Annotated in this window: 4 protein-coding genes; 1 reads left to right on the forward strand and 3 read right to left on the reverse strand. The window is 70.9% G+C overall.

The window, feature by feature from the left end:
* Nucleotides 1-69: 69 nt before the first annotated feature.
* From AB0M20_RS35130 to AB0M20_RS35140, 3 genes are all read right to left on the reverse strand, one after another.
* On the reverse strand, nt 70-756 hold the full coding sequence (locus tag AB0M20_RS35130) for a DUF998 domain-containing protein (protein WP_364304776.1): 687 nt from the start codon (nt 754-756) through the stop codon (nt 70-72).
* A gap of 87 nt (nt 757-843) precedes the next feature.
* Nucleotides 844-1170, reverse strand: a complete 327-nt coding sequence (locus tag AB0M20_RS35135) for a rhodanese-like domain-containing protein (protein WP_364304778.1) — start codon at nt 1168-1170, stop codon at nt 844-846.
* A gap of 133 nt (nt 1171-1303) precedes the next feature.
* Nucleotides 1304-2299: a kelch repeat-containing protein gene (locus AB0M20_RS35140; protein WP_364304780.1), complete on the reverse strand. Its 996-nt coding sequence runs from the start codon at nt 2297-2299 to the stop codon at nt 1304-1306.
* A gap of 247 nt (nt 2300-2546) precedes the next feature.
* On the opposite strand from AB0M20_RS35140, the gene AB0M20_RS35145 reads away from it, so the two are divergent.
* Nucleotides 2547-3016, forward strand: a 470-nt coding sequence (locus tag AB0M20_RS35145; RefSeq protein WP_364304782.1) for a DinB family protein, incomplete at its 3' end; no start/stop codon positions are given.

Here is a 3016-nt window from a genome sequence, read left to right on the forward strand (position 1 = left end):
TGGCGGGTGGGCGCCCCTGATCGATAGGGCCGCCCACCTTCGTTGTGCTCTGGATCGGCATGGCCGCCGTCAGATCGTCCTGCGGTAGAAGTGGACCGAGATGGTCGCCAGCCATGCCCAGACGAGCAGGACCGCCGCGATGAAGGCGGGTACGGTCGGGCCGTGTGAGCCGCTGGCGATCCCGGCGAAGGCGGCCAGGAACGCGACGCCGGTCACCCGGGACATCCAGGCCAGGCCGGTCAGGCCCGCGCGGGCGAACCGCGAGCCGAGCACGAGACACGCGGCGATCAGGCAGAGGAAGCCGGCGCCGCCGATGGCCAGGTGCAGCATGCCGTGCCAGCTGACGGTGGTGACCTGCGGCGTACCGACGGGGAAGCCCTGTGCCGGGTCGGCGGTGAAGATCCCGGAACCGAGCATGCCGGCCCCGTACGCGGCGATCAGCAGCGGTGCCGACCGGCGCCCGCGACCGGCCGTCATGGCCCGGCTCAGGCCGACCGCCGCGGCGATGGTCATCAGGCCGGTCACGATGAAGTTGGTGATCTGGATCCAGCCGAGGCTGCCGTTCTGCAGCAGGCTCCACGCGTGCTTGTCGAGCTCGAAACCGTCGCGGGTCAGCGCTTGAGCCAAGCTCACTGCGACGTAGACGGGCCCGGCGATGACGCCGTAGCCGAGAAGCGACCGGGTGACGCGGCCGGCCGGTGAGCACTGACGGCCGGAGGTGGCGGAGGTGCGGGTCGAGGCGGTCTGCGCGTTCATGATGTGTCCTTCGTTCGAGGTCCGTTACCTGGAACTCGAACGGGCGGACCCGATATCGACACGAGCCGCCGATTATTTTCGCCGAGGTCAGGACGACTCGACGGGCAGACCGGCGCCGACCCAGTCCTCGATGCCGTCACGGTAGAGCCGGACGTTGGTGTAGCCGAGCGTCCGCAGCCGCGCGGCCAGGTCGGGGGCTCGTTCGCAATCGGCGTCGGTGGAGTAGACGGCGATGGCCGCGCCGGGGTCGGTCAGAGTCGCCCGGACGGTCTCGTCGGGTTGGTCGATGACTAGGTTGATGGCCTGCGGCAGGTGCCGCTTGTCGTACGGACGGCTGGGAAGGGCGTCGATGACGATGACATCGCCGGCGCTGATCGCAGCGCGCAGTTCGTCGCGGGTGATGTCGTCTCGCATGGTGATCTCTCCCTGGTAGGCGTTGTCCAGCGATGCGTTTCACTGTGAAGACTCGTCGCTCGTGTGCCGCCGGACGTCCGGCGAGGAGCGGCTTCCGGCATACGTCAGCCTACGTAGGCTCACTGCACCGGCATCACGGCCGGACCACGACGGCGGTTGCCGTGAGATTGGTGCGGTCGTCGTAGCCGCCGGTGATGAGGACCCGGCCATCCGGGAGCTCGGCCGCCGCCGGGAACTGCCGTTCCGGCCCGGGAACCGTGCCCAATGCGCGCAGCGCCCCCTCGGCATAGGTGTCGACGCCACGTCCGCCGGAGATGACGACCCGGCCGTCGGCCAGGGTGACCACCGCCTCGGAGATCTTGTATCGCGGCTCGGACATCCGCGGACCCGGCCGGAACGTGCCGGAACGTGGATCGAAGCGCTCGGTCCGGGCGAGTCGGGCCTGCGGGTCGTCGGCGGTCTGGCCGCCCACGACCAGGGCACCGCCGTCCGGCAGGGAGGCGACGGCCAGCTTGTACTTCGGCGTGTCGAGCCGACCGGCCGGCCGCCAGGACCCGGTGGCCGGATCGTAGAGTGCCGCCGTGTCGACCAGCGTGCCGCGGGCGGACTGGCCGCCCGCGACGAGGACCCGACCGTCGGCGAGCAGGGTCGCGCCGTGTATCGACCGCGGCCCGGGAAGTTCCGCGGCGCCGCTGAACCGGCCGGTCGCCGGGTCGTAGATCTCCGCGCCCGCGAGAACCTCCGTGCCGTTCGTGCCGCCGGCGATGAGCACCCGCCCGTCCCGCAGGCGGGTGGCCGTGTGCTCCGCGCGGCGCACCGACATCGCACCGGTCGCCTCGAACCGGCCGCTCGCCGGGTCGTACACCTCGGCGCCGGCCAGCGGCGGCAGGCGCTCGCCCGAGAACCCGCCGGCCACCAGAACGCGGCCGTCGATCAGAGCCGTGGCGGTGTGTCCGGCCCGTGGGACGGACAGCGGTGCCCCGGGCGTGAACCGGCCGGTCGCTGGGTCGAACAGTTCGCTGTCGGCGCCGGCGGTGCCGTCGCAGTGGTCGACCACGCATCCACCGACGATCAGTACGCGGCCGCCGGGCAGCTGCGTCGCGGTATGGGAAGCCCGCGGGACCGCCATCGCCAATCCGCCCGGTGCCGATCCGCTCGGTGAAGGCGATGGTGGCTGTGGCTCGCCGGCGGAGCAGCCGGCGGTGAGCGCGCCGGCCGCCAGGATCAGACCCACTGCGAATGGACCGCGCAACGCCCACCTCCCGAGGCAACGAAACGGGGTATGAACGTGGACACCGCCCGAGGCGTTCAGGTTCCCAAGATCGGTGAGGCTTCGGTCGGCCACCACGGGCGCGAGCATGGCAGGCTCGTCCTCCGTGATCGATGAGTTCGCGAAGGACTACCTGCACGACGAGCTGCGGTTCACCCGTCAGGCGTTGGTCTGGAAGCTCGACGGCCTGTCCGAGTACGACATCCGGCGCCCCCTGACGGCGACTGGCACCAACCTCCTCGGTCTTGTCAAACACTTGGCCGTCTGGGAGGCCAGGTACCTCGGTGAGATCTTCGGCCGGCCATTCCCGGAGCCGCTGCCCCGATGGCAGGACTCGGACGGCAGCGACCTGTGGGCGACCGAGGACGAGACGCGCGAGCAGATCATCGGTTTCTACCGGCGCGCGTGGGCGCACGCGGACGCGACAATCGACGAGGTACCCATCGACGCCCCCGGCCACGTGCCGTGGTGGCCGCGCCCCGATGTGAAGCTGTTCAATATCGTCGTCCACGTCCTCATCGACACCGCCCGGCACGCCGGTCACGCCGACATCCTGCGCGAGCAGCTCGACGGCCG

Source organism: Actinoplanes sp. NPDC051633, assembly GCF_040681735.1.
In the GTDB taxonomy this organism is placed as follows: Bacteria; Actinomycetota; Actinomycetes; order Mycobacteriales; family Micromonosporaceae; genus Actinoplanes.

Bases quoted from the DNA above. Each gene is read 5' to 3' on its own strand.
- AB0M20_RS35130 (WP_364304776.1), bottom strand. From the start codon at position 756: ATGAACGCGCAGACCGCCTCGACCCGCACCTCCGCCACCTCCGGCCGT.
- AB0M20_RS35135 (WP_364304778.1), bottom strand. From the start codon at position 1,170: ATGCGAGACGACATCACCCGCGACGAACTGCGCGCTGCGATCAGCGCC.
- AB0M20_RS35140 (WP_364304780.1), bottom strand. From the start codon at position 2,299: ATGGCGGTCCCGCGGGCTTCCCATACCGCGACGCAGCTGCCCGGCGGC.